This window comes from Clostridium sp. AF19-22AC, assembly GCF_003479085.1.
Classification (GTDB): domain Bacteria; phylum Bacillota; class Clostridia; order Lachnospirales; family Lachnospiraceae; genus Faecalicatena_A; species Faecalicatena_A orotica.
In genome coordinates, this window is record NZ_QUGN01000014.1 from 22,997 (window position 1) to 46,975 (window position 23,979).

At 43.4% G+C, this 23,979-nt stretch carries 16 protein-coding genes and 1 pseudogene; 10 read left to right on the forward strand and 7 right to left on the reverse strand.

All coding sequences use genetic code 11. The features are described 5' to 3' along the window. Window positions 1–181: 181 nt before the first annotated feature. The 3 genes from DWX43_RS16080 to DWX43_RS16090 are packed head-to-tail and all read left to right on the forward strand — an operon-like array spanning window position 182 to window position 3,460. Complete coding sequence (locus DWX43_RS16080) at window positions 182–1,093, forward strand: alpha/beta hydrolase (protein WP_118621007.1); 912 nt, start codon at window positions 182–184, stop codon at window positions 1,091–1,093. A 44-nt stretch (window positions 1,094–1,137) separates the two neighbouring features. Continuing rightward, window positions 1,138–2,580: an MFS transporter gene (locus tag DWX43_RS16085; protein WP_118621008.1), complete on the forward strand. Its 1,443-nt coding sequence runs from the start codon at window positions 1,138–1,140 to the stop codon at window positions 2,578–2,580. 22 nt (window positions 2,581–2,602) lie between these two features. Beyond that, window positions 2,603–3,460, forward strand: a complete 858-nt coding sequence (locus tag DWX43_RS16090; RefSeq protein WP_182440730.1) for an MBL fold metallo-hydrolase — start codon at window positions 2,603–2,605, stop codon at window positions 3,458–3,460. Window positions 3,461–3,852: 392 nt separating this feature from the next. Here DWX43_RS16090 and DWX43_RS16100 read toward each other — a convergent pair whose 3' ends face one another. From DWX43_RS16100 to DWX43_RS16125, 6 genes are all read right to left on the reverse strand, one after another. Continuing rightward, complete coding sequence (locus DWX43_RS16100; RefSeq protein ID WP_118621011.1) at window positions 3,853–5,067, reverse strand: hypothetical protein; 1,215 nt, start codon at window positions 5,065–5,067, stop codon at window positions 3,853–3,855. Between the two features lie 91 nt (window positions 5,068–5,158). After that, the gene (locus DWX43_RS16105) at window positions 5,159–6,514 is read right to left on the reverse strand and encodes a GHKL domain-containing protein (protein ID WP_118621012.1); all 1,356 of its coding nucleotides are present in this window, start codon (window positions 6,512–6,514) and stop codon (window positions 5,159–5,161) included. A gap of 1 nt (window position 6,515) precedes the next feature. Continuing rightward, window positions 6,516–7,232 (reverse strand): LytTR family DNA-binding domain-containing protein, encoded by a 717-nt coding sequence (locus DWX43_RS16110; RefSeq protein WP_243099338.1) that lies wholly within the window; start codon window positions 7,230–7,232, stop codon window positions 6,516–6,518. Window positions 7,233–7,325: 93 nt separating this feature from the next. Next, window positions 7,326–8,726, reverse strand: coding sequence for an ATP-binding cassette domain-containing protein (locus DWX43_RS16115; RefSeq protein ID WP_118621013.1), 1,401 nt, complete (start codon window positions 8,724–8,726; stop codon window positions 7,326–7,328). Next, window positions 8,723–9,724: a histidine kinase gene (locus DWX43_RS16120; protein ID WP_243099339.1), complete on the reverse strand. Its 1,002-nt coding sequence runs from the start codon at window positions 9,722–9,724 to the stop codon at window positions 8,723–8,725. Before DWX43_RS16120 ends, DWX43_RS16115 begins: the two co-directional genes overlap by 4 nt. 16 nt (window positions 9,725–9,740) lie before the next feature. Then, on the reverse strand, window positions 9,741–11,354 hold the full coding sequence (locus tag DWX43_RS16125) for a response regulator (RefSeq protein ID WP_182440731.1): 1,614 nt from the start codon (window positions 11,352–11,354) through the stop codon (window positions 9,741–9,743). A gap of 266 nt (window positions 11,355–11,620) precedes the next feature. Here DWX43_RS16125 and DWX43_RS16130 point away from each other — a divergent pair. From DWX43_RS16130 to DWX43_RS16155, 5 genes and pseudogenes are all read left to right on the forward strand, one after another. Then, window positions 11,621–14,164, forward strand: a pseudogene (locus DWX43_RS16130) (pyruvate formate lyase family protein). A gap of 63 nt (window positions 14,165–14,227) precedes the next feature. Beyond that, window positions 14,228–15,337 carry a substrate-binding domain-containing protein gene (locus DWX43_RS16140; RefSeq protein ID WP_109733470.1) on the forward strand — a complete coding sequence of 370 codons (1,110 nt, stop codon included), beginning with the start codon at window positions 14,228–14,230 and terminating at the stop codon, window positions 15,335–15,337. 97 nt (window positions 15,338–15,434) lie between these two features. Then, window positions 15,435–16,955 carry a sugar ABC transporter ATP-binding protein gene (locus tag DWX43_RS16145; protein WP_243099340.1) on the forward strand — a complete coding sequence of 507 codons (1,521 nt, stop codon included), beginning with the start codon at window positions 15,435–15,437 and terminating at the stop codon, window positions 16,953–16,955. A 13-nt stretch (window positions 16,956–16,968) separates the two neighbouring features. Further along, window positions 16,969–17,919, forward strand: a complete 951-nt coding sequence (locus tag DWX43_RS16150) for an ABC transporter permease (RefSeq protein ID WP_181368837.1) — start codon at window positions 16,969–16,971, stop codon at window positions 17,917–17,919. Window positions 17,920–17,934: 15 nt separating this feature from the next. Next, window positions 17,935–18,894, forward strand: a complete 960-nt coding sequence (locus tag DWX43_RS16155) for a glycyl-radical enzyme activating protein (RefSeq protein ID WP_118621017.1) — start codon at window positions 17,935–17,937, stop codon at window positions 18,892–18,894. On the opposite strand, the gene DWX43_RS16160 is transcribed toward DWX43_RS16155, so the two are convergent. Further along, entirely contained in the window at window positions 18,891–20,192 is a 1,302-nt protein-coding gene (locus DWX43_RS16160) for an alpha/beta hydrolase-fold protein (RefSeq protein WP_118621018.1), read from the reverse strand. The genes DWX43_RS16155 and DWX43_RS16160 overlap by 4 nt on opposite strands. Window positions 20,193–20,417: 225 nt before the next feature. Here DWX43_RS16160 and DWX43_RS16165 point away from each other — a divergent pair, with 225 nt between their 5' ends. Then, a complete protein-coding gene (locus DWX43_RS16165; protein WP_118621019.1) occupies window positions 20,418–23,564 on the forward strand; it encodes a glycoside hydrolase family 3 C-terminal domain-containing protein in 3,147 nt (1,048 codons plus the stop codon). Beyond that, window positions 23,545–23,949 (forward strand): hypothetical protein, encoded by a 405-nt coding sequence (locus DWX43_RS16170; RefSeq protein WP_118621020.1) that lies wholly within the window; start codon window positions 23,545–23,547, stop codon window positions 23,947–23,949. Before DWX43_RS16165 ends, DWX43_RS16170 begins: the two co-directional genes overlap by 20 nt. Window positions 23,950–23,979 lie beyond the last annotated feature (30 nt).

Consider the following 23,979-nt stretch of genomic DNA (forward strand, 5'->3'; position numbering starts at 1 on the left):
TACAAAACATGGCAAGCATATGGCGATTTTGAGAAATCAGAACCGCCATATTATTTTGTGTTTATATATATAGTAAAAAATACTGATAAACATCGAAGAATACTGATAAAAAAATCTCCCCAGGCTTGATATACTTATGTTCATCAGATAGAAAATATAAAATAGAGGGAGGGATACTGGAATGAAAATTGAAACATTGCGGTTATACGAAGACAGGGAAGATGTTACACTCACGTCATATATATTGGATGATTCTGCTGAACTGTCCGCCAGTGCAAAAAGACCGGCAATAATTATTAATCCCGGAGGTGCTTATATCACTATTTCAGACAGGGAGGCAGAACCCGTTGCAATGAAATTTTGCGGGATGGGATTTCAAACTTTTGTGCTTAAGTATTCTGTGATCAATGGAAATGAAAATGCATGGCCTAAGAATATGGACATCCTTCCGGCCAGAAATAAGACTGTAGAATATCCTGCGGCATTACTGGAACTGGGAAAATCCATACTTTTGATTAAATGTAGGGCAGAAGAATGGCATATTGATATAACACAGATCGGAATCTGCGGTTTCTCAGCAGGCGCACACAATTGCACTCTATATGCATCCAGTTGGTTTCGCAGTGTCTTAACAAAAGGATTGCATGCAATGGAAGAAGAACTGCACCCGGCGTTCTGTATTGCCGGTTATCCATTTGTAGATTGGGAACTGGAATATAATCTGGGTCTGGATGAAGCAACAAGAAATGCTTACCGATGGATGTATTTTGATTTTTTTGGCGATGCAGATCCAATTCCGGAAAGAATGAGAGAATGCAGCCCAAATTATCTTGTAACCGAAAAGACAATACCGACTTTTATATGGACCACATCTACAGATCAGGCAGTTGACCCAAGACATTCAATACGTTTAGTCAGTGCTATGGCAGAATGCGGAGTTCCTTACGAATTTCATATATTTGGAGAAGGACAGCATGGACTGGCACTTGCGGACATAACTACATCGCAGAACGAAGATGATATCAATAATACAGTAGCGCAATGGATTCCATTGGTTGACAGATGGCTTAAAAGAATTGTCAGATTTGTATAATGGAAATTTTATTTAAATAACATGAATAAAGAAAGGTAAAAACTATGAATGGTAAATTGGATCCCCGTGGTAAGCTGACTTTTAGTGAAAGAGCAGGGTATAGTTTTGGGGGTTATGGTATTAATATTACATTTTCACTATTATCCTCATTTTTGTTAGTCTATTATATCAGTGTCGCAGGTGCAGATCCTGCAGTTGCGGCAGGTGTGATTGCAATATCTAGAGTTTTTGACGGCGTATCAGATTTGATTATGGGTTATATTGTTGATCACACGAAAAGTAAATTCGGAAAGGCGCGGCCTTGGATATTCAGATTATGTCTGCCGCTTGCAGTGTGTACAGTGCTGATGTTTGGAGCACCATCAAGCCTTAACGGAGCAGGGTTAACTGCCTATATGTTTATCACATATAATTTGGTAGCCACTATATTTTATACAGGGATGAGTGTGCCTTTTAATTCGATGAATGGATTTATGACACTGGTCCAATATGAAAGAGGTCTGCTGGGAAATTTACAATTTATTACTTCTACGGCTGCAACAATGACATTAAATACAATTCTGCTTAAAATGACAAGATATTTTGGAAATGGAGATCAGTATACACATGACGGTTGGAGAATTTCTATCGCAATTTTAATGGCTGCTGCAGTTGTTTGCAATGTACTGTGTTTTATGCTTTGCAGAGAACGTGTTACAGAAGGTTTAGAAAAGAAAACAGAAGTTATAAATGATATTGTGGGTGGAAATCAGACAGAAAACAGAGCTGGGAATATGGATGCAAACGTATCTGTTTCTAAAATTGTAAAGGGGCTAATCACAAATCCATATTGGATTATAGTAATTGTCCTGATGTTTATGCTGAATATCATGATGTCAACATTTTTTGGCTCAGGGGTGTATTTTGCACAGTACAGACTAAATAATACAGATCTATATACGCCTTTGGCAAATGCAGTTTCAATGGCACAGATTATTACGATGTTTATCACTCCATTTGTCATGAAGAAATTATCAAAAAGAAATCTATGCATCACCGGTTTAATTTTGTCAGTTATCGGATTCGGGGGAACTGCGTTTGCGATGGACAGCACAACACTCCTTATTGTTATGTCAGTTGTGAAGGGGATTGGGTTCGGTGCAATTGCAGCACCTATGTACGGTATGCTTCAGGATTCGATTACCTATGGTGAATGGAGAGATGGATTTTCTGCCGTCGGCATGGGAAATGCAGCAGCTTCCTTTTGTCAGAAAATAGGATCCGGTCTGGGGGCTGCGATTCTTGGATGGATTTTAGCAGCAGGTAATTTTAGTTCCGCTCCGACATCGCCGTCTTCTCTGACATCAATTAATTTTGCATTTATCTGGGTACCTGCAATATGTACCTTGGTTACTCTGGGTGCCATGATCTTTTACAACCTAGATAAGAAATATGACAAGATATCGGCAGATCTGACGAACGGCAGACATAAAGGAGATGAGGAATAGTGATAAATTAAGGAGCAGACAAATGTCAGAGATTACGTGTATAAAACAATTAGATGATCAATTGTGGGCGGTGGATGAACAGCAAAAAGTAACATTATTTATTATAAACGGAAGTGAAAAGGTTCTATTAATTGATACAGGAAGCGGTCTTATAAATCTAAAAAAAGTTATTAGAGATTTGTGCGGGACTAAGCCTATAGCTGTCATTAATACACATGCACATCTCGATCACACAGCAGGAAATAACCAATTTCCTGCTGTATATGTTGGAAGATACGATGAACCAGAATCCCATCTCTTAGAAGAAATATATAAAAAGAGTGGTGAGATGGCATATTTTCGTCAAGGTATTAGTAATAAAGATCTGCTAGGATGGAATCCTGGTCCGGCAGAACATATCACACCAGTAAAAGACGGAGATACTATTGATCTGGGAAATCTTTGTATGAGAGTGATTGAGATTCCTTCACATACCCTAGGGTCCATTGCTTTATATGAGGCAAATAAAGGCTGGCTCTTTTCAGGTGATATGATACTGTCATGGGAGGCATGGGCATGGCTTCCCAATTCGGCAACGCTGAAACAATATTATGATTCCGTAAATCTACTCTGTAAGATGAATCACTGCATAAAAAGATTATTTCCGTCACATGGGCAGGAAAAATTGAAACTGGATGGATATAGCAGATTTGAGCTTCCGGTTGATATTCTAAACATATATCGAAATGGCATTTCAGATATATTACTTGGGAATTATGAATATGAAGCGTTTAAATATAATGGAATTATACATGAAAAAAGTTCAAAAGATATTCCCAAAAGGAAGGTTACTTTTTCAGCCGGAGGAATTATTTTTAATCCCAACAGGACAGGCATATAGAGCAGACCTAAAAGTTAAGTTTATGTTTTAAGATATTCCTGCGGTGCAAGAATAAATTCATCAAGATCCGTTGAGATATTTTTTGCGGTGGGGGTACCATACGGAAGGGTATAGTTTTCATTTAGTTGAATTGTGTCCAGTCCCGGATGAACCTGCTTCCAACATTCCAGGCCCAGCAGGACTGCATTGTTTTCTATACACATTGATTTTGCTGTTGCCGCGTGTCATAATCATGAGTTGACCGTCGCTTAAATCCCCAAAGTGTAAAGACTTCCTGCTAGCAGGCGGCCAGACTGCCAGAAGAAGGCATAGGGCTCGGACTTCCGATAGTAAAAAAGATCGTAAAGCTACATGGCGGAAATGATTTACAAATCCGCCATCTATCTGTCTACTTATTTTCTGATGTGTTTTCGTGACAATTCTGCGATTACGCCTGCGCTGCCCATTAATACAATCAATACTGCCAGTACTCCGGCAGTTGTCATTGTATCTCCGGTTTTTGGGGACGGTGTTTTAAACACGGGCGTCTGTTTTTCAGGCTGGTTCTGACCGGACGGACCCGCAATTGGCTTCGTGGTTTCAGGATCAGGTTTACCCGGTGCAGGCTTTTCCGGATCTTGTGGAACATCTGCCGGTTTTACAATTGTTCCTTTATTTTCTATAATCGCCGCTGCAAGGGGTTCTTCCTGATTCTCATCTGCAAAGGATATTGCAGCATAGGAAAATACAATACTTTCTTTCCCGTAAGTCTCAGGGATTACCGCATTCAGCTTCAACGTAACAGAAGCCCCTGCTGCCAATGTGGGAATATAGGCTGCCCCGGCCTCCGGCTGTGTTACTCCGTTGGGCAGGCCCGCAAATGACCCTAACGGTTCCGGTTCCACTCCGGTGTCATTTCCTTCTTCATCATACATGCCCTTTTCACTGTAGCCTGCAGCTATATAGACATGCGGCAGAGCCTCCGGGTTTGGATTCGTTACTGTCAGCTCTATGGGAAATACCTTCCCCTTTTCCAGTTTACTCATATCTGCTCCGGCTTGGGCTGTAAGAGTAATCTGCTGATCGCTTTCTTCAGGGTCGGCGCTGTCCTCCACGCTGACACTCCTGACATCTGTCTCAGCAAATGCCGCGATGCCGGGAATACCGCCTGAATCCGGCCGTAGATCCACTTTATAATACAGCGTTTTACCTTTCATATCATTCGTAACTGGAAGGGTTACCACTACCTCTGCATTACCATCCAGATCCTTGATATTTGCATCTAAGCGCAGAGTCGTAAGCCCTTTGGCTTTTCCGCCATTTGAGATATAACTGCAGTTTGATGTCATCTCGGGATCCCCAATTCTGTCTACTGCATCGTCCACATTCTGTGTCGACGCCACCCGGAAACGCAGATAAGAACCGCCCAAATTATCTTTCCCTTTTACACCGCCTAGATTAATGCTAAATGTAAGCGTATCCCCTGCTTTTGCGCTTGTCCCTGACATTCCTGCCGGTGCGCTGACATCAAGCGTAAGTGCGGGGCTGTTCTCCTCTGCATGCACCTGCATCCCTGGCAGTAGTGTTAAAGCCAGTGTGAATACCCCTATGATTCTTCCCTTTTTCATTCTTCATTCTCCTTGCCTTTTATCGAACGTGTCTAAACCGTCACGATTAATATACGGGCTTATTATATATCACAAGGCTGTGAAGATTCAATTAGAGTGGTACAGTCTGCTGTAAATCCGGTATACTTTGCTTATCCGGCAGGAAAACATGGGTACAGAAAAAATCCCCTTCTTCATAATATTCCAGCATTCCACCAGACTCTTCTACCGCATCCTCTACACTAAAATGCCCAATTCCATGCAGGTCTTTTTCTTTTTTATCCGAACGGAAATACCGGTTTTCCTGAAGTACCGGACTTACCGTCGTATTTTTCAGAAACAGATTATAACCTCCGGCCTCGCTTCTTACCGTAAGCTCTATTTTTCCTCCGTCTTTTACCTTTTCACAGGCCTCCACCGCGTTGTCCAACAGATTAAAAAGAATGATCGCCGCTTCGATCCCTGTAAGTCCTGAGATATTACCTGTAATGGTACATATAAGGTCAGTTTTACATTCCCTGCATCTTACAAAGGCACGGTTTACCACTGCATCTACGAACGGGTTGTGTGTCTGGATACTGTCAGTATCCTCTTTTAAATAACGGCCTGACAGTTTCTCCAGATACATCCTCAGTTGATCATACTCTTTTTTATCCAGCAGATACTGCATATCCAGACAATGATTGTTATAATCATGCCGCAGGCACCTGATCTTGAATTCCTCCTGCTTTATTTCCTGTATCTGCCGCTGGACCTCTGACTTTTGCATCTGGGCAATCTCATAGCGAAGTACTTTTTCATTCCTGTCACCAATAACAAATACGGCGTAACAGACATAGATACTTAACATCCCAAATGATACTGACACTAGTATAAGCATAACTTTTATGTTCTGGCTGACATTTTTCAGGTAAATTGTCTGAAGCAGCAGATATTCTATGATAAGTACAATGATATTCAGCGTATTGGTCATCATCCAATGCAGCCTTGTAAGCCGGATCATCCGTCCGATCACCATTTTTCTGATTAATGATAATACCACATATAAAAACAACTTGGATAGTATGGCACTAACCATCAAAAGCATACTACCGCCGCCAATAAATCCCCTCGCTGATTCTGCGACAAGGCTTTCTATTATCTGCGTCATCAATGTACTTCCTATAGTTACAATGATAAATGGAACCAGACACCAGAATATCTGCATCTGTCTCTGGCCCTGCAAAAAATGTCCGGCAAACAAACAGATGATTATAATATCAGCTGTTATAGTTGCCGCAAAGCTATAGGGGATAAGAAATGCATTAAACTGTGAGATCATAAGCAATGGTACGCATACTGCCCCAAAGCATACTTTCCTGCGGATGACATTTTCTTTCCATCCCAAAACCTTCACCACAAAGTCTAATACGATCACATTCTCCAAAACAGTCAGACACTGCCCTATAATTACCTGTGCAATTTCCATCTCAATCTCTCCTGCTAATCATAAACTGTTCCCTTACGATCTTAATTCTGTCCCTGCTGACTGGAATTTTTGTTTCACCGGTAAGCAGCACCTCATTTTTTTCAATGGTCTGGCAATAATTCATATTTACAATGCATCCTGCGTGTACCCTGACAAATCCGCCGCCTGATAACATTGCTTCGAACTGCCGTATGCTGCCCCGCATCTTCAGTTCCTGCCCGACGTTTCTATGAATTACTACATAATTCCGCCATTTCTCCAGATAAGTAATTTCCTGCTTCTTAATATGGTACACTTTACCGCCGCTGCTTATCTCCAGCGGGTCCTCATCCCGTCTCCGTCTCTCATGGTACCGCTTAAGCCCGATGGGGATATCTCGTTCCATATCTGCCTTACGGATGATTTGAAACGGACAATAAGATAAAGACTCAAGGATCAGATTGTCAAACCCTGTAATCAATATAATGTTCTTATTCTTATGTACGGGTTCCAGCTCCTTCACTACGTCAATACCGGATTTCCCCGGCATATCGATATCAAGGAAAATCAATTCATTATCCCTGATCTGATACTGCTTTAAGAAATCCTCTCCGTTATTATACAGCTCCACCACGCACGGAATATGCTGTTTCTCCAACTCACTTTTCACAATGCTCTCTATTTTTGCAGCAGCAAATAGCTCATTGTCACAGATTGATACATGAAGCATCTCTTTCATCGTCCCCTTTTCCCTCAAAATCAAAACAGTTTGATATAATGTTTACTTTTTATATCTTATCATATTTGTATAGCTCTAGGCGCAAAAGAAAATTTAGATTTGTGTCAGAAAAACGGCTTCCCCGTCTATTTCTGTATCCATTGTCCAGTGATTGGAGATTATGAGTATGCTGATCCCCTTTGCAGACAGAAGACGGAGCATCTCAAGCGTAATCTGGTTTAAAGAGGTATCTATAATCGAAAAAGGATTAATACAGACAAGCAAATCCGGTACATACAGAAGCCAGCGGCAGTAGATGACTTTCTGAACGATTTCCATAGGCACCTGGTCAATATTCATCGGTAGATATTTGGGGGCGATAATATCACGCAGGGTGTATTCCACACCTTTCTGGTTGCTTGGATTCCCCCAGAAGTTGTGAACTTTTTGGTCCAGCGGCACACATAAGTTATAGAGTACGCTCATGTTGTGGAAAAGTACCTTCTGGCGGGGATTTGATTCAATCACTTTGCAGCTTTTTAGATATTGTCTGGGGTTGACTTTGGTAAGTGGCTGTCCTTTAAAGAAAATCTTTCCGCTGCCAGATAATATTTTCCGTCTCAGCAGTGCTAAGAGATATTCTGTTTCCCGATTGCTGGTACAGATTATTTTTAAAATCTGCCCCTTTTTCAGCGTAAATGAAAGTGGGACAGGAAGCTGGTCCCGTACATTTTCAAAAGTCAGGACAGAATTTTGTAAATCACTGTCCTGACAATGATTTTTCTGATTATGTAGAATGGCATATGAGCCAAGTGATTTTTGTATCTCCTCCTGACATATCTGTGCACGCGGCAGAATCCGGATAATCTGCCCATTTTTGATCAGATGAAGTGATTCTGTAAGTTTAAAAAGGCGGATATCAAAAGTTTCTCCAATCAGGAAGGTAATCCCATGCTGTTCCAATATATTGAGGATAGTAAGAAGCTGTTCAAATTCCCCGGAATCTAAGAGGGAGGCAGCATTCGACAAAAAAATCAGTTTTTTCTTCTGCAGAAATGCTTTTATTAGTTCAACGGCAATTCTTTGAAAGTCTGTCAATGTCTTTACTTTCTGGCTTACATCCAGAGGAAGATGGAAGAAATCGAGCAGGCTTTCTGCCATCTTTTTATACTTTTCTGCAGTCAGCCAGACAAAGGAAAGCTGTTCATAAAATAAATTTTCATATACAGAAAGCCGGTCCATCAGGCGGCTGGATTCAAAAATAATTGCCATGTCCTTTTTGTATGAACGGATATACTCAGGATATGTAACAGCTGTTTCTTCAAAATAAATTGTCCCCTCTATATCAGGCATTTTACCATCAATAAAGTCTAAGAATGCGGTTCTTTCATTAAAACTATTGAACAGTATTCCGATATGTTCTCCCTTGAAAACCTGCAGATAGAGGTTTGACAGGATAGCAGAGCGGTTCTGCCTGATAGTCAGGTTAAAGATGCGGAACAATTCTTTTTTCATGGGGTGAGATTCCTTTTCTGTATTTTGGGAAGGATAATATGTACATCCGTTCCGATTTCTTTCGTGCTGTAAAGATGCAGGCCATATTCACTGCCAAACAAAAGCTTAATTCTCCGGGCGACATTCTGAAGTGCAATACTTTGATGTTCCTGACTGTCATTAGTTCTTGGAGACCCGGCGAGGTTTTGGAGCGACTCATTAATCCGGCGCAGGATAGCAGGCGACATGCCGATTCCTGTATCGGAAACATTGATGAACAGGAATCGTTCTGTCGTTTCGATAGAAATTGTAATTTCTCCATTTCCGCTTTTTTTCTCCAAACCATGAAAAATAGAATTTTCAATAATGGGCTGGAGTGTCAGCTTAGGAATCAGCAGTGTTAAAACCTCATTCCTGTCATCCGGCCAGTTTACTGTCATGTTGATCTTGTCTCCGAAGCGGTACTTTTGGATAGTAAAATAATTCTCCGTATGCTCCAGCTCATTCTCAAGGGTAGTCAGGTTGCCTGTATCAGTAATTGTATAGCGGAAGAATGTGGCAAGCGCTTCAATAACCGATGAGACTGTGTTCAGCCCCTCATATAAGGTGTCACCACGCAGAGCTTCAAGTGTGTTGTACAGAAAATGTGGGTTAATCTGATTCTGCAAAGCCAGATATTCAGCTTGTTTTTGTGAGGAGGCAAAGTCTATCTTCTGGTTTTTAAAATCACGCATCATGTTCAGCAGGTTTTCGGACAGATAGGGCGAGGCGCATGTCGAAAAAGCATCAAAGTCCTGTATGGAATGGTAATCTGCGGCAGCCTCCTCCATGATCTTCTGAGGCCGGTGCAGGCAGAACCAGATGTACACGGACAATCCCACGTGAATTATGGCCAGCAAGATAAAAATCATGAAAAAGGAGGTCTGGCGGAGACAGACCATGAGGAAAATGCCAAGGTCAGATATCAGCACCAGAGTAACTGGAATAATACATAGTATGCGGTAATATGTTCTTTTCACGTTATTCACCTGCCTGTCAGGAAAAAAGTTTGCGGTAAGCGGCGGGAGTCATTCCCGTTATTTTCCGAAAGCACCTGTTAAAATATTTTAAGTCGTTAAAACCAGTACGTTCTGAAACCTCTATTATCTCTAAATCTGTTTCCGTAAGAAGGTTTTTAGCATTCTGTATGCGGATATCGGTCAGATAGTCTACGAAGCTGTTCCCAGTTTCCTTCTTGAAAATATTAGAAAAGTAGGACGGGTTAAGACCAACCTCCTGTCCAATCAACTCTAATGTAAGCCCCTTTGCATAATTTTCGTTGATATATTGTTTCGCGGCAAGGACTGCTTTGGACTGGGACTTCTTTTTATGGGAACGCCAGTCTTCCAACAGGAGGCAGTGCTCTTCAGCCAGATAATGAAAAGCATCCAAAACGGAAGTAAATGAAAGAAAAGTATCGTACCATTTATTAGTCAGTTCTTCCAGAGATACATCGATTTTATGCTGCTTAAGGAAAAACAAAAATAATGAGATGAGCTCTTTGTATACCTGCCAAATAAATTCACCTGTCACCGGAACAAGGTGTATAAGCCTGTCTGCAAGACTGCTTAGTTGTTCTTTAAGAGCTTCATACTGGAAGGTTTCAGCACAGGTTAAATATTGGTTTCTAAATGTAGGCGTAATAAAATCCGCTATATGGCTTTTGCATTGCGGCAGTCTGGAGTAGGAATAGATGGCATCGTTTCCAGACAGGATTTTTTCACAAAGCGCAGAATTGATTTCCCCAAAGCAGGCAGGGATATCCTCGAAAGAGTCTTTGATGCCGCTTTGCAGGAGAATAACGTGCAGCTCTGGAAATATTTCTTTTAAAGCCAGCAAGGCCCCACGTATGTTCTTCATTGTCTGGTATAAAAGAGAAAGTTTTTCTGTACCATCGTTTACCAGACAGTAAATATAACTGCCGGATACTGCAATCGTACAGTCATGGTATTGTTTTGTTTCATTTTCTATGATTCCCGCGGCTTTATTGAGCAGGAAATCATTAACCAGAGCCTGCCCATTTTCTGATGGTGTGTCCAGAAAGACGCAGATAAAAGAAAATGCAGATTCCGTAAAATCTGTATAGTAAGCCCGGTTGATATCCGCTGCAGAATGGAAGGTCCGCATGAGCTGGGGGGTCAGAAGCAGGTCGCTTATGAAGTTTGATTTAATCCGTTCCTGTGTGAAATTCAATTCCTGACGGATTGCTTCATCCTGCTGTTTGTGTGACTCCATAGACTGCTGCTTCTCTACAATAGATATTAATGCCCCTTTAAGCTCCTTTTCCTTTATTGGTTTTAGAATATAGTCGGAAACGCCGTATTGTATTGCACGCTGTGCATAATCAAACTGCCCGTATCCACTGATAATGATGAAATGGATTTTCGGATTGAACTCCTGTGCGGCCTTGATTAAGGCAAGGCCGTCACATCCGGGCATCCTGATATCAGTAATAATAATATCGGGCGATGTCTCTTTGATTTTATCCAGTGCAGCCATTCCATCATGGCAGAATCCGGCAATTTGAAGCCCGAGGGACTCCCAGTCGATGAGACATTGTATCAGCCGGCAGACCTTTTCTTCATCATCAATAATTAGAACCTTTAACATAATATCCTCCCCTTGTCTCATGGCTATATCAAGATGGGAATCAGTATAAAGGATTGTTATTTAGATTTCAAGAGTTATAGTGAAAAAACACAAAAATTAAATGGAAAGATTTTCAAAACTATACAAAAGGTATAAAAATCTAAAGATAATACTCATTTGCCTAAAGATAATGAGTTGAAACTAGATCCGTTAAAAAATAGAATAGAGGTAGATTAACTGGCATGTCAGAAACCATGGTAAAAAAATTATAAAAACAGGAGGGAAAAATGGAAGGGAATCTTTCATATCAAATAAGCACGCAGCCGGTCAGAACAAAGCGGATTGACGAGTTATACAGGTATATTACTTCTTTCGAAAGCGGCATCTGTGTAGAAAGAGGGAAATATCTGACTGAATTTTATGAGAAGGAGCCGGATCTGCCAAATGTACTGAAAAGGGCGCGTGCAATCGAACATGTACTAAAAAATATGAGCATTTATATTATGCCGGGGAGCCTGTTTGCAGGCAACCAGACATCTAAACCGCGGTGGGCGCCGATTTTTCCGGAGTTTGAAGTGGAATGGATGGAAGAAGAGTTTATCAAAGGAAATCCTTATTTTCCTTCCGAACGTCCGGCCGACAGATACACCCTGCGTGAGGAGGATATGGAAGATATCCGCCATATCTGCGGATGGTGGAAAGGAAAGACGCATGTAGACAGACTGAGGAGCCGGCTTCCGAAGGAAGCGCTTCAGACACATTATGAAATTAAAGCTGCAGATATCGGAGCTTACTTCCAGGGCGGAGACGGGCATTTTGCCACGGCCCATGAATGGCTGCTCCATCACGGTCTGGAGGAAATCATCAGGCTGTCAGAGGAGGGACTTAATAGTCTGGACTGGAGAAACGATCCGGATGTGGTGAAGAAAAAAGATTTCTATGAGGCAGCAGCCGTAACGGCAGCTTCTGTAATGGATTATGCAGCAAGATATGTAAGGCTAGCAAGAGAGATGGCGGAGAAAGAAACAGACGAAGGCAGGAAAAAAGAGCTTGAAGACATTGCCGATATGCTAAGCCATGTGCCTGCCAAACCGGCACGTACATTTAAAGAAGCGCTTCAGTTTATTATTATTACCCATATCTGCCTGCATATAGAAGATAACGGCGTGGGAATCTCCTTTGGAAGGTTTGACCAGTTTATGTATCCGTTCTATAAAAAGGATGTGGATGACGGAATTCTGGACAGGGAGCAGGCAACTGAGTTGGTAGAGAATTTCTTCCTGCAGATATATACAAGCAACAAAGTAAGGAGCTGGCAGGATACAGATTATTTCCGCGGCGTTCCGATGTTCCAGAATTTAACAATTGGCGGTCAGGACCCTGTAAAAAAATGTGATGCAACCAATGAACTTAGTTATATTTGTCTGGATGCCATCTACAATACAAGGATTCCGCAGCCGTCCCTGACAGTCCGTTTCCATAAAAACACACCGTTTGAGTTCAAAATGAAGGTGGCTGAGGTAGTACGTCTTGGAACAGGGCTGCCCTCCATCTTTAATGATGAGACTTATATCCCTGCACTTCTGAATAGGGGGTATGAGCTGGATGATGCGTATAACTACTGCATTATAGGCTGTGTGGAACCCGGACCTGCCGGGCTGCTTGGCGGAAGGACGGGTGGAGCGTGGCTGAACTGTACAAAAGCATTGGAGATGTCTCTGTATAATGGAAAGGACCCGAGAACCGGTATCTGCCTGCATCCTAATAAAAGCGGGAAGGACCTTGCTGCATTTGAAAGCTTTGAAGAAGCAAAGGAAGCATATAAGGACCAGATGAAATATTATATAAAAATGGAAGCTATTCTGGAAAATACGATTGACCAGCTTTGGGAAGAGCATATGAATGAGCCTATGACATCCGTATTTGGATGTCCCACGACGACACTTGAACGAGGGAAAACTTTCAAGCAGGGTGGGGCAAAATACGATTTTACAGGGCAGCAGACCATAGGAACGGCCAATATTGCTAACAGCCTCTATGCGATTAAGAAATTAGTTTTTGACGATAAGCTTATAACTGGAGCACAGATGAAACATGCATTGGAAACAGACTTCACTGACAGGGAGACAAAACCGTCCGGCCCCCAGATACAGGCTCTCTGCAAAAATGTAGGGAAGTATGGCAATGATATCGATGAAGTGGATGATCTGGCAAGGGAGATGCTGGCATTTGTGGCAAATGAATTGTGCTCCTACAAGAATACACGCTATGGGCGGGGTCCCATTGGCGGCACACTGCATTGTTCTACAAGTACAGTGTCAAGCAATACTCCGTTTGGAAAGGTGTGCGGTGCTACCCCGGATGGACGTAATGCGTATACCCCGGTTGCGGACGGGCAGTCCCCAATGAAAGGAACCGACACGAATGGACCAACAGCGGCAATCCGCTCTGTATCGAAGATTAACAATATACTGCTTTCATGCGGGTCGCTTTATAATCTCAAATTTAATCCATCGGACCTGTATTGAGTGGGTTCTGATATAAAACAGCAAATGAGTACATTATAAAAATTTAGGAGGTGTGTTATGGAACGGGTTATGAGGAATGATGGCCTGAAAAGATTTGTGAGCCTGATTGATGAATATTTTGCATCCGGCGGAGCACAGATGCAATTTAATATCGTAAGCCGCGAAACCCTGCTGGCGGCTCAGGCGCATCCGGAGGAATATTCAAACCTGCTGGTGCGGGTGGCCGGTTACAGCGCTTATTTTACACAGTTATCAAAGGATGTCCAGCAGGATATTATCGAGAGGACAGAAGAAAAACTATAGGGATCTTGTACATGAAAAAATACGAAGGAAAAAAGAGTTCTGCAAAACGAGGAGGTAAAAAATATGAAAAAGAAGATATTGAGTGTATTACTGTGTGTATGTATGATGGGAACTTTAGCTGCATGCCAGAGCGCCAGCGAGAAAAAGAATGCTGACACAAAAAATACAGCAGCCAGTAAATCAACGGGGGAAAGTTTTACACCGTCGAATGAGATGCTGAATACCCTTCCGGAAGAACCTGTGGGGGAAGAAAATGAGTTTGAAGGGCTGCAGATTGCACTTTCCCAGAGAAATATCGCTGGTTCCGAGTGGTATGAGCAGCTTGTCAAGGTAGCACAGATTGAGGCAGACCATCTTGGAGTAAAACTGACTGTATACGATGGAGAAGACGATATTACGAAGCAGATGGGGGACATTGAAACGGCAGTTAATATGAAAGTGGATGCAATCATTGTTAACCCGAAGGATTCTTCAGGTCTTCTCCCTGCAATCCAGAAGGTACATGACGCCGGTATTCCTCTGACAGTCGTAAATAGTGCAATGAGCGAAGAGGCTGCCCCGTTTACGTTTGTTTCGGCAGATGTAGAAAATAGTGGATATCAGGGAGGTTTTGAGCTTGCAAAAGCTTTTGATGAAAAATATGGCTGGAAAGATTCTGTAAAAGCGTTGGTTTTATCCGCTGCCGCCCAGGAAAAAGAATCTGATTTAAGAAGATGGGGACAGATTAATGGTTACAACGATTATATGCTTGAGAAGTATGGAAAATCTAACTTGGACATCGTTGCATACCAGTATTATAACTGGCAGCCGGAACCTGCAATGACAGTTACAACGGATGTCCTGCAGGCAAACCCTGATTTGGATATTATCTTCAGTGCATGTGACGGTGGATGTCAGGGAGTTGTTCCTGCAATAGAGTCGGCTGGAAAAACAGGCAAAATCATGATCACGTCAATAGATGGCAGAAAATCAGTCCTGAAATGGATTAAAGATGGTGATAAAGGTGTTGTTGCAACAGTATCAAATGACCCGAGAATCATGGGGAAATGGGCGGTATATCTTGCAGCAAAGCAGGCATCGGGCGTTACCACTCCGGCCACTTTCAACGTGCCGAATACATGTTACACAAAGAGTAATGTAGATGATGTGTACGACGCGGACTCCACATATTAACCCTATTGAACGGGTAAAGGAAAAGACCGCCTAAAAACGGTCTTTTCGTAAATGGAGCAGTGGAACAAACGGAGCATAGTTGAAAAGGAGGATGGATATGGGGCTTGCAGTTGAAATGAAGCAGATAACAAAAGCATTTTCCGGAGTGAAAGCGATAGATGATGTGTCCCTTAAAGTGGAAGAAGGAGAAATCCATGCATTGATAGGTGAAAATGGCGCGGGTAAATCTACATTGATGAACGTTTTAAGCGGCAGTTTTTCTCATCATACATATGAGGGCAGTGTGTGGGTAAAAGGAAAACAGGTAAAGCTTACCAGCCCCGATGATGCAAATAAAGCTGGCATTGTCATGGTACATCAGGAACTGGCACTGATACCGGAAATCAGTGTTGCGGAGAATGTATTTCTGGGACATCTGCCCAAAAACCGCACGGGGATTGACTGGAAAACAATCTATGGGAAGGCAGAAGAGGCACTGGAAAGGTTGTCACTTTCAATTGATGTGAAATCGAAGGTAAAGTATTTAAGCGTCGGGCAGCAGCAATTGGTTGAGATTGCAAAGGCAATCATGATGGGCGGGCGGGTCCTGATCTTGGATGAGCCGACGGCCCCCCTTACAGACAGAGAGACAGAAATCCTGTTCCGTATTCTAAAGGATTTAAAAGAAGACGGCATTACGATTATTTATATCAGTCATAGGCTGGAGGAAATATTCAAACTGACAGATACCGTATCTGTTATGAGAGATGGAAAAATGATTGTGACAAAAAAGACATCTGAGCTGACTACAGATAGCCTTGTTTCTTATATGATAGGGCGGGAATTGAAGAACATGTATCCGGGTATGGAAACTAAGGCTGGGGAGGTCATTCTGGAAATCCAGGATTATTGCGTACGCCATCCTGAATATGAGGGAAAGAATATAGTCAGTCATGTCAACATGAAATTTTGCCGGGGCGAAATCGTAGGAATATCAGGGCTTCTTGGGGCTGGCAGGACAGAACTAATGATGGCGGTAACAGGCGGATACCGGATAACCGGCAAAGGGAAGATCTTGCTGGATGGCCGGGAGGTTCATTTTAAGAGCCCAAAGGAAGCAATCCGGGCAGGAATCGGGTTTGTCACAGAGGATAGAAAAGGAAACGGATTAATCGTTGACCAGTCACTGTGTTTTAACTGCAGCCTGGCAGCATTGGATAAAGTACGGGCCCGCCATATGCTCAACAGGAGGATGGAGGCCGCACTTACGGAAAAGTTTATAGATGAACTGAAAATTAAGACGGCGGGTATGTATCATCCAGTAAAAAGCCTGAGCGGCGGTAACCAGCAGAAAGCAGTACTGGCAAAATGGCTTGCAACAAACCCCAGAATCCTGATTTTGGACGAGCCGACCAGAGGCGTTGATGTGGGAGCAAAATATGAGATATACACAATTATGAAAGAACTGGCAGAAGCAGGTGTGGCAATTATTATGATTTCTTCTGACCTGCCTGAAGTCATCGGCATGAGTGACAGGGTGTACATCATGAATGAGGGCAGTCTGACAGGGGAACTTCATAAAGGAATGCTGACAGAAGAGAATATTATGAAATATGCAACGAATACGGCAAATTGTTAGGAGGAATCAGGGTATGGAGAAAATAGGCGGCGGAAAAACGGATCATTTTAAAGCAGGAAAATTTATAAAAAATAATTTTGTAATTATTGCATTTATCATCATATTTATTTTCAGTTGTTTTGCAACACCGGTATTCTTAACAGTTGGGAATATCACATCGGTACTCATAACGAATTCCATTTCTGCAATCTGTGCACTGGGTATGCTCATGATTATCATTACCGGTGGAATTGACCTCTCTGTAGGTTCTTATGTATGTATCTGCGTATGTCTGACGGCGGGATTTATCCAGAATGGGATGGGACCGGCAGCGATCGTGGCTGTTGGAGCTTTGGGAGTCCTGTTTGGCTGTATCACTGGAGTCCTTGTAGCTTATGCAAAGGTGGCCCCCTTCATTGTGACACTTGCGATGACTTCTATCTTAAAAGGGCTTGCTTACATGTATCAGGTTGGGGAAAACCGAAGAATTGACGGGACATTCTGGCCAGAGTTTATCCAAGGGTCTGTCCTGTTCATACCGACCCCGATTTTTATTATGATTGTAGTATTCCTTATCGTACTTTTCGTTTTAAATAAGACCAAGTATGGCAGGGGACTGTATGCAATCGGCGGAAACCAGGAGACAGCGAGGCTTGCAGGAATTAATGTAAAGGGATATCTTGTGGCAGTCTATGCAATCGGGGGATTTCTTTTCGGGATGGCAGGAATGATTCTTGCAGGACGTTTAAGTATGGGAACGGCCACAGTAGGGGATGGCTATGAGTTAGATGCGATTGCATCCGTTGTAATCGGAGGAGCCGCCCTGTCAGGCGGTACAGGGAGTGCAGTTAAGACTTTAATCGGGGCATTTTTAATGGGGATCCTGATGAATGTGATGAATCTGTTGGGAATTGCCTCATATCCGCAGATGGTATTTAAAGGGATTATTATTGTGGCGGCTGTACTTGCCAACCGCAATGATTAAGAAAGCGGTGAAGTGATGGTTCAGACCAGAATAAATAAGAGCATAGAAGAAAGAACAGGCCTGATTGCAAATATTGAGCGTTATGCCCTGAATGACGGTTTAGGAGTGCGGACGACTGTATTTTTAAAAGGCTGTCCCCTGCGGTGCAGGTGGTGCTGTAACCCTGAGACACAAAAGTCCGGGCGTGAACTGATGTTTTTCCCGGATACCTGCATCGCATGTGGTGCGTGCATAGAAAGCTGTCCTTATGGAGCGCTTGCAGATTCCCCTGTGCCTGACCGGGAAATCTGCGGAAAATGTGCAGACCGGGATACTGCATTTCCATGTGTGGCTCAATGCTATGCAGGATGCAGAAAAATAAGCGGTGAAAAGATGACAGTAGGAGAAGTAGTCACCCGGGCAAAACGGGATATGGCTTTCTATCTGAAAAGCGGGGGCGGCGTGACTGTTTCGGGTGGGGAACCTCTGTCACAGCCGGATTTTCTCGCTGCATTACTGGAATCTCTTCAGGCTAATTGGATAAATACAGCAATTGAGACATGCGGAACAGGGAAGGCAGAAGATATTATAAATATCGCACCCTATGTAAATATGGTATTTTTTGATTTAAAATCTATGAATGACGAGAAACATAAGTTATGGACAGGTTCTGGGAACAGTCAGATTCTGGATAATTTTTGCTTAATGGCAGAACTGGCAGATAAGTATTCCTTTGAATTAGTAGCCAGAACACCTGTTATTCCGGGGTTTAACGATTCCGAGGATGAGATACAAAGGATCGGGACATTTATAGGAGGTGCAAAAGGGAGCGTGGCCGGATATGAACTGCTCCCTTACCATAAGCTGGGACGAGGCAAGTATCAGGCATTGGGAAGGGAGTATGACATGGGAGAAACAGCCGCTTTGTCAGATGAAAAAATGGAGAAATTAAATATGGTGGCAGACAGCTGCGGAGTGGAAATGTGTAAATATTAATTAATTAAAGAGTCAAGAAATATCTGCGGCAGGAAATTATATAAAGCCAGATGCCATGACCCCGTGGAGTGATACCGCATGGGAAACACGTCAAAAGTGGTATTTACGCCTTCTTTTAGCCGTGATTCTGTATCCAGCATGGAGCGGTAATCCGCGATTTGACCTGAAAGTGCAAAATCATAGCTGCCGCTGGTTGTGTAGAAACAATGGATGGGGTAATCTTTCATGCTGTCCGTCTGTATGGTTTCCTGCAAATAGGCTCCGTCTGTCCGGCTGCCGCTGAATGCGCCAAACCATGAAAAGTAATCCAAACTGCCGCACAGGGCAGAGTGGAGTGTTGTTACAGCTCCTCTGGATAATCCGGCAAAAGCCCGGTGGTCCCTGCTGGCGGTAAAGCCATCCGTATCACAGCTTTCGGCATAGGTGGAATAAGTGCCTTCCACTGCCGGCATAAGGTCATTTCGCAATTCGTCCTGAAAGGAATAAGTGAGCTGGTCCAAATCACCGGCGCAGTCGTCTTCTACATAGAAGCTGGGTGTTACGATAATCATAGGCCCGATAATGCCATCCGCCGTCATCCGGTCCACCATAAGTTTGTTATAGGCATTTTTCTCCAGCCAGTAGGATTCGTCATCACCGGTCCCGTGCATCAGGTAAAATATGTTATAAGATTTCTCAGGATCATAGCCGAAGGGCAGATATACATATGCGCTTTTTGTTACCGTTCTGTGATCGGTGGCATAGGCTTTGGTCTGGTAATCGATTTTCTCAAGAGTTCCGGCCTGTTCTTCCGGTGTATGGTCATATACGGAAGGTACTGCCCAGATATTTTTTCCTGCACCTGTCATGTCTTGTTTGTGCAGATATGTATTGATGCCCCAAAAGCAGAGAGAAAATGCTGTGAGAAGAAGTACGGCAGCGGCTGTGCCTTTTGGTACAGACCGGAGGGACAAAACTCTGCGTTTGGGCAGCCAGACTGCGGTACCGGATATCAGGGCTGTAATTGCGGCGGCAGCCTGCACCAGATAACGTTTATCTATAGGGGTGACTCCCAGAAAACAGGTACAGAACAATAAAATAACACTGCCGATGGCTGCTGGGAGAAATAAATAGGAAACATGACTCTTCCATGCACAATAGGCAGTCAAACATAGTATAGATTCAACGAAACAAATATTCAGAGCGGAAACCATTTCTTTCAGCAGTAGCTGTTCTATTATAATATAAATCCCTGCCAGAAGTATTACGGTAAAGGCAATTGTCGTAAGTTTCTGTAAAATAATATTTCTGTCTTTCATACTTTCTTATTTTTCCTTTCAATGAAATAGTACATAGACATTGTATCACAAACCGCCGCGGTATGCTGTTGCTGGCAAAAGTGACCGCATTTTTGGCATAATCGGATTGTAAATGTCATTTTTGCCTGATTTTTGGTCAAAATTGCCTGAAACGTGCACGGCCGTGCTTTCCTGCTACAATGGGCACAAGGTAGGAAAACCAAAGCAAAAAGGAGGAAAAAGGAAATGAAACAAAGTGCAGAAAAACGCTGGCGGTGCCTGACAACCGTTACTGCTTCGTTAATGGCAGTTGCTGTGGGCGGGGGTTCTATTGCAAATGCCAGAGCAGATTTTATTAATTCGCGGCTGGGGACGACCGGGTATCGGATGGAGCAGTCTGAAAGCAGCGGCGACGGTATCTATTACGATTCCGAATTTGACAGTCTGGAAGAACTGGTACAGGCAAAAGAAGAACTGGCCGCAGAGATTTCCTCGGAGGGATCTGTTTTGTTCAAAAATGAGAATCAGGCTCTTCCGTTAAATAAAGAATCGGAGAAAGTGACTTTATGGGGGCTGAACAGCCATCTGCCCGGGCTGGCAGGATTGATCGGGTCCTCTGTTGTGGCAGATGCAGAGCATGGACAGACCGCCTATGGAATTGAGGAGGCTATGGAGGAGAGGGGCTTTCAGGTAAATGAGAGTATGAAAGCATTTTACGCAAGTGATGTATGTGCGCCTTATTACCGCAAGGCATCCTTCTTCGGAAATGAAGTTCCGGGACACAGCCTTTCACCTGCCTTTGCAGCATCTTATAAAGAGGCAGACAGCTATTTAGTAGGAGAGGCACCGGGCAGTCTGTACACGGATGATGTGCTGGCATCTGCCAAAGACACGACGGCGGTCGTTGTTTTATCACGTGACAGTTCCGAAGCGGCTGACTACAGCATCAATATGAAGGATCCCAATGGGGACAGCTTTGAGCGCCCGCTGGCTATCTCTGCTTATGAGAGGGAAATGATTGCATTGGCAAAGGAAAACAGCAATGGGAAAGTCATTGTCCTGATTAATTCGGATATGCCTATGGAAATTGAAGAACTGAAACAGGATCAGGACATTGACTCCATCCTTTGGACAGGACTGCCGGGAATGAATGGATTTCTGGGGGTATGCGATGTGCTTTCAGGGGATGTGAATCCATCGGGTCATATTTCTGATACCTATGCATCCAATGTTACCTCTTCCCCGTCTATGAACAATTTCGGCCTGTATTTATATAGTAACAATTCTACAGCGGGAGCAGACGCAGAGCTTACCGAGACGAATAAAGCAGACTGGTATGTAGTAGAAACAGAAGGGATTTATGTTGGATATAAATATTATGAGACACGTTATGAAGATACAGTTCTCGGACAAGGAAATGCAGATTCACCGGAAGGCGCTTCTACCGGAAACGCATGGAGTTATGAGGATGAAGTCACCTATCCCTTCGGTTACGGACTCTCTTATACAAAATTTGAGCAGAAGCTGGAGTCGGTTGATGTATCCATAGGCGGAGAAGGTATGGCAAAAGTTACAGTGACCAATGTCGGCGACGTGGCTGGCAAGGACGTGGCACAGCTTTATGTCCAGACTCCGTATACGGAAAATGGCGTAGAAAAGGCAGCCGTACAGCTTTTGGATTTTGGAAAAACGAAGGTGCTGGAACCGGGTGAATCCGAGACGCTGGAGATCACTTTTGACCCGCAGTATCTGGCAAGTTATGACGAAGATGCCGTGAAAGCAAATGGCACACAGGGTGCATGGGTTCTGGATGAAGGAGAATATTATTTTACCGTCGGGAATGGCGCCCATGAGGCATTGAACAACATTCTGGCGGATAAAACCGGAACAACGGATAATTTGACCCGGATAACTACGGATGAGACAATAAAAAAAGAAAATGTTGTAAAGGTATCGCTGCAGGAAGATCAGGAGACATATTCCGTGAATGTGGAGAACACACTTCAGGATGCGGATATTAATAAACAGATTCCGGATGCGGCAGAATATACAACCAGAACAGACTGGTCAAAAGGCTGGAAAAGTGTAGAAGGACTGACTCCTACCGAGGAAATGATGAAGGGTCTGACGAATTCTACATATGAACTTACCGAAAATGGCAGTGCGGGTGATGTGACATGGGGTGCAGATAACGGACTGCGTGCCGTAGATTTTATTATCACGGATAATGACGGAAACTATCAGGGGGTACTGCCGCTGTCAGATCCTAAGTGGGATGAGCTTCTGGATCAGCTAACTATGGAGGAAGCAGCAAATTTCCTCGAAAAAGCCGGAGACAAGAATTTTGAAAAATTAGATTCCATTGGCCTGACAGAAGCGATTTGGTATGATGGCCCAATCGGTTTCAGCTATGACCAGATCGCAGGTTATAAGACCAGGTGGACAGATGCGAATAAAGATGAGCCGACTTATGTGCCAGAGGATAATCCTTACGCACAGTATTCCATGAGTTCTATGCCTACAGAACCTGTTGTTGCGGCAACATTTAACAAGGAACTTGCAGAAAGAGAAGGCGAATTGTTCGGGGAAGACGGTCTCTGGGCGAATGTGAACTCTATTGCAGGACCGGGACTGAATCTGCACCGGTCTCCTTACTGCTCCAGAAACCATGAGTACTATTCAGAGGATGCAATGCTGACAAACCTGTTAGGGCAGGCGGTGTGCAGGGGCGGACAAAGTAAGGGAATAATGATGATGCCAAAGCATTATGCATTTAACCATCAGGAACTGAATCGTTCCGGTACGTCGACATTCTTTACAGAACAGGCTGCAAGGGAAAACGAGTTGCGGTGTTTCCAGGGTGTCATGTCCAACAATTATGCACAGGGCGTAATGACTGGTTTCAACCGCGCAGGCTCTGTTTTCTCCGGGGCCCATGCAGGGCTGCAGATGCAGATTGCACGTGAGGAATGGGGATATGAAGGCTATACCGTAACCGATATGGTCAATGGTGCGGATTACATGAACTGGAGAGACAATGTATTTGGAGGCGGCGGCGGGTGCCTGACAACTTCCGCATATGAAACCTCGGAGATTGGCTCCATGACTTCCAAAGAGAATCTGGAACTGATTGCAGGGGATGCAGCTTTCCAGCAGAGAATGAAAGATAATATAAAATATTTTGTCTACAATACCGTGAAAAGCAATACCATGAATTCGATTACAAGCTCTACCCGTTATGTAAAGGTTATGACCTGGTGGCAGGGAACACTGCTGGGAGTGCAGATTGCTTTCGGTTTACTGACAGTCGTGTTTGCTTTCTTGTTTTTCAAAGCTTCTGTACAAAAAGGTAAGAAAAAGGAGGAGATCGTAAATGAAATATCTGGAGAATAAAGCAATTGGTTTTTATTTCAGTATTTTGGGAGCTGTACTGGCGCTGGCAGGTATCATTATATACCGGCAGGCCAAAAATACAGAACCCCTTATTGTGACACTGCTGGCAGTAGTTGTTTTGCTTCAGGCCGCCGCAGTTGTGTTTCTGGTATTTGTAAGAGGGAGGAAAGCGGTGAATCTGGTGATAATGGCTGATGCCGTTCTTGTGGCAGCCGCGCTTGTGTTAAGCTTCCGTACACAGGTAGATGCCCTTGGTTATGTAGTATCCGGGCTGTACGGATTTGAGACAGTGAAGTCTTACGTATTTTCAGCAGTTTTCATGCTAGTTTCTTTAATCATGTATTGGATTGCGTCTTACCACGGATTTGAAAAAGAAGCAATGTAGTCGTCAAAAAGATATGGTACAATGGTGTCA

Excerpts from the sequence above, each read along its gene's own strand:
- DWX43_RS16080 (WP_118621007.1), top strand. The coding sequence starts at position 182 with ATGAAAATTGAAACATTGCGGTTATACGAAGACAGGGAAGATGTTACA.
- DWX43_RS16085 (WP_118621008.1), top strand. The coding sequence starts at position 1,138 with ATGAATGGTAAATTGGATCCCCGTGGTAAGCTGACTTTTAGTGAAAGA.
- DWX43_RS16090 (WP_182440730.1), top strand. The coding sequence starts at position 2,603 with ATGTCAGAGATTACGTGTATAAAACAATTAGATGATCAATTGTGGGCG.
- DWX43_RS16100 (WP_118621011.1), bottom strand. The coding sequence starts at position 5,067 with ATGAAAAAGGGAAGAATCATAGGGGTATTCACACTGGCTTTAACACTA.
- DWX43_RS16105 (WP_118621012.1), bottom strand. The coding sequence starts at position 6,514 with ATGGAAATTGCACAGGTAATTATAGGGCAGTGTCTGACTGTTTTGGAG.
- DWX43_RS16110 (WP_243099338.1), bottom strand. The coding sequence starts at position 7,232 with ATGAAAGAGATGCTTCATGTATCAATCTGTGACAATGAGCTATTTGCT.
- DWX43_RS16115 (WP_118621013.1), bottom strand. The coding sequence starts at position 8,726 with ATGAAAAAAGAATTGTTCCGCATCTTTAACCTGACTATCAGGCAGAAC.
- DWX43_RS16125 (WP_182440731.1), bottom strand. The coding sequence starts at position 11,354 with ATGTTAAAGGTTCTAATTATTGATGATGAAGAAAAGGTCTGCCGGCTG.
- DWX43_RS16140 (WP_109733470.1), top strand. The coding sequence starts at position 14,228 with ATGAAAAAGAAGATATTGAGTGTATTACTGTGTGTATGTATGATGGGA.
- DWX43_RS16145 (WP_243099340.1), top strand. The coding sequence starts at position 15,435 with ATGGGGCTTGCAGTTGAAATGAAGCAGATAACAAAAGCATTTTCCGGA.
- DWX43_RS16150 (WP_181368837.1), top strand. The coding sequence starts at position 16,969 with ATGGAGAAAATAGGCGGCGGAAAAACGGATCATTTTAAAGCAGGAAAA.
- DWX43_RS16155 (WP_118621017.1), top strand. The coding sequence starts at position 17,935 with ATGGTTCAGACCAGAATAAATAAGAGCATAGAAGAAAGAACAGGCCTG.
- DWX43_RS16160 (WP_118621018.1), bottom strand. The coding sequence starts at position 20,192 with ATGAAAGACAGAAATATTATTTTACAGAAACTTACGACAATTGCCTTT.
- DWX43_RS16165 (WP_118621019.1), top strand. The coding sequence starts at position 20,418 with ATGAAACAAAGTGCAGAAAAACGCTGGCGGTGCCTGACAACCGTTACT.
- DWX43_RS16170 (WP_118621020.1), top strand. The coding sequence starts at position 23,545 with ATGAAATATCTGGAGAATAAAGCAATTGGTTTTTATTTCAGTATTTTG.